The sequence below is a fragment of the Helicobacter sp. MIT 14-3879 genome, from assembly GCF_003364125.1.
In genome coordinates this window covers 1-3,472 of record NZ_NXLP01000101.1, presented here as the reverse complement: position 1 = coordinate 3,472, position 3,472 = coordinate 1, and the positions used below count along the sequence as shown (strand labels likewise).

Genomic DNA, 3,472 nt, shown 5'->3' with positions numbered 1-3,472 from the left:
TAATTATGATGAAAATGAATTGCATGTATTTATTTATAAGGAATATGAATGAAACTCAAGTTTTTTGGATTAAATACCACTATTGCAGTTACAGCCACCCTAGCTTTAGCTTTTGCTGCAACTGCACTTCCCAATGATAAAGATCTCCTACAAAAGGCAAAGGATTCTGGATTGCAATCAATTCCGATGGGCAAAGAACTAGCAAATTATCAACAACAAAAGCTTAAAGAAACAGGGATTGCTAAGGGCTATTCTCCCTTGCTTACAAAGGAACAAATCGAATTGGGTAAAAAACTTTACTTTGACCCAAGACTTTCAAGTTCCAATCTTATCTCATGCAATACTTGTCATAATTTAGCATTAGCAGGTACAGATATTGTTCCAGCAGCTATTGGCAATAAGTGGAGTGCCAATCCACACAACCTTAATAGCCCCACAGTGCTGAATTCTGTCTTTAATGATGTACAATTTTGGGATGGCAGATCACACCACTTAGGCGACCAAGCACAAGGACCAATTCAAAATCCCGTTGAAATGAATGCTGAACCAAAGCTTGTTGTACAAAAAATCACTTCTATCCCAGAATATGTAAATGATTTTAGGAGAGCTTATGGCAAGAATGTAAAAATAGACTTTAAACTCATTGCTGATACTATTGCCCTGTATGAATTCACGCTTGTAACACCTAGCCGATTTGATTCTTTCTTACAGGGTAGCTTTAATGCCTTAAGCTCAAAGGAAAAAGAGGGATTGGATATATTCCTTGAAAAGGGATGTGCCTCTTGTCATAATGGGATTAACTTAGGAGGTTCTATGCAGGCTTTTGGCGTAGCAGGAGAATATAAATTTTCCCATATCGGTGACTTTAAAGGAAATGAAGATGGGCTAGTAAAAACTCCTACTTTACGCAATGTCATGCAAACAGCACCTTATTTTCATAATGGACAATTCTGGGATATTAAAGACGCCATTAAGGAAATGGGAAAAATTCAATTAGGTATTGATTTAACACCAAAAGAAATAGAATCTATTGCGACATTCTTCAAGTCACTTGATGGTAAAATGCCTAATATAATTTACCCTGTATTACCTACCATAAGTAACGCTACTCCCAAACCCTCATTTTAGCTTACATTTTGAAGCACCAAGAGATTGTCTTATCAAAGTTAATTTGACGACTCTGCGTGCCACACTTTATTAGAGACTGCTATAACTAGAGTTTAGCTTCAATTAGACTTTAGTTTCTTGGCAATGGATTAGGATAGGGGTTTATTATCTTTAAGAAGCTTTCAGTGTATTGTTTTAATGTTTTCATTACCTAGTACAATGGATTTTACCCGCCATTTTATTGTTCTTTGTAAATTTAGCTTTCATTGGTAGATTTTATACTTTTATCTAAGAATTGTTTCTAATCATAATAGGATTAAAAGCAAGAGTTCTTTTGAATGATGTGAGTTTTATCAAAACCGTTATAATATACTCACGATATTGATTGTAAAGGAATATTATGACAAAGCTTTGGGGCAGTAGGTTTAATGAATCTGCAAATGAACTCCTTGAAAGATTTAACGCAAGTATTGAATTTGATAAGAATCTTTGGGAAGAAGACATACAAGGCTCAATAGAACACGCTAAAATGCTTTATGCTATCGGGCTTTTAGAGGTTGCTGAATTAGATTCTATTTTAGCTGGCTTGCAAGAAATCTCTAAAGAAATTAGAGAAGGAACATTTAGATTTACTTTAGAAAATGAAGATATTCACACTGCCATAGAATCTGCCCTAAGTAAAAAAATTGGACAAGTTGGCAAAAAGCTACACACCGCACGTAGTCGCAATGATCAGGTTGCACTCGACCTGATGTTATATTGTCGTAAGAAAAGTAAAATCCTGCAAAAGATTCTAAGTACACTTATGCAAACGCTTTTAAACATAGCGAAAGAACACACACAAACGCTTATGCCCGGCATGACACATTTACAACATGCTCAACCAATTAGCTTTGGCTATCATCTTGTCGCATGGTGTGTAGGATTTAAACGAGATATTCAGAGGTTACATGCAAGTCTTTTAATAAATAGTGAATGCCCACTAGGAAGTGCGGCAATGGCTGGAACTCCCTATAAGAATGAGAGGGAAAACCTCGCACAAAGTTTAGGATTCGAATCTGCTAGCATTAATGCTATGGATTCTGTTGCGCAAAGAGATTTCGCACTGGATTTACTCTATAATATCGCCATGATTATGTTGCATGTTTCAAGACTTGCCGAAGAGCTTATTATTTGGAGTAGCTATGAATTTGGCTTTGTGCAGTTTTCTGATAATTTCGCAACAGGCAGCTCGATTATGCCACAAAAGAAAAATCCCGATGTAGCTGAATTATTGCGTGGAAAATGTGGACGTGCTTACGGTAATCTTATCAGTCTCTTAACGACTATGAAATCACTGCCTTTTGCATACAATAAAGATATGCAAGAGGATAAAGAAGCGGTATTTGATTCGGTACAAACTGCTTGCATTTGTCTGGAGATTCTTAATGAAAGCCTAAAGACACTATCTATTAATAAAGAAAAAATGCGGAAAATGTGTGAAGTAGGACATTTGGTAGCAACTGATTTAGCAGATTTTTTGGTACAAGAATATCATATCCCCTTTCGTGAGGCGCATCACATTACAGGGGTTTGCGTCCGTTATGCTGAAAAAGGAGGACTTGATTTAAGCAAAATCGATGTACAGGACTTAGAATCTATTCTTTTACAGGAATTAGGACAAGACATTATCATTGATAAAGACAAACTAGCTTCTGCATTGAACTTAGAACATTCCATGCAGAGGAGAAATAGTCTAGGAGGATGTAGCAGTGATGAGGTCAAAAGGCAGATTCATACATTAGAACAATGGTTACAGGATAATCTCTAAGTGATTAAGATTTTTCAACATGATTTGTATTCTCAATCATAAACACATTGACGCGCTTAAAGAGGGGCATTGCCCATAAGCATTACAGGTTATCACAATAGGCTGCATGCTTTTGTAAAGTAATGGGTTATGCCCATGAATACTACAACTAATTGATAGAAACTTTAACTTATGTCAAGCTTACTTTCACTGCTACTGTTTAGTGTGAGTGATACAATATGTAGCTTATTGTGTTCTTAATTCACAAAAGCACTATCCTTCTAAAGAGTAGAATGTCATTCTTAATGATTAAAACACAAATATCAATAAAGATAGCAGAATAAGAATACCTAGACTGCATTGTTAAACGAAAATTGCCCATCTGAAACATCACCCAAGTGTTTAATCATATAAGCTATTCTTCAGCTTTTCTTAATCATAACAGTCAATTTAACTGCAAGAGAAAAATAAAGAATGCTTATTTACAAATTTATCAATGCTGCGGTGAAAATAAAGCAATGAATTAGATATAGCAAACATGAATCCCTGCCCACACCTACAAGACAAATTTGCAGA

At 35.6% G+C, this 3,472-nt stretch carries 2 protein-coding genes; both read left to right on the top strand.

Going from position 1 to position 3,472, the window contains the following annotated elements; translation table 11 throughout:
* Positions 1-48: 48 nt before the first annotated feature.
* Positions 49-1,128, top strand: coding sequence for a cytochrome-c peroxidase (locus CQA44_RS11505; protein ID WP_115547354.1), 1,080 nt, complete (start codon positions 49-51; stop codon positions 1,126-1,128).
* 379 nt (positions 1,129-1,507) lie between these two features.
* The gene (gene argH, locus CQA44_RS11500; protein WP_115547353.1) at positions 1,508-2,917 is read left to right on the top strand and encodes an argininosuccinate lyase; all 1,410 of its coding nucleotides are present in this window, start codon (positions 1,508-1,510) and stop codon (positions 2,915-2,917) included.
* Positions 2,918-3,472 lie beyond the last annotated feature (555 nt).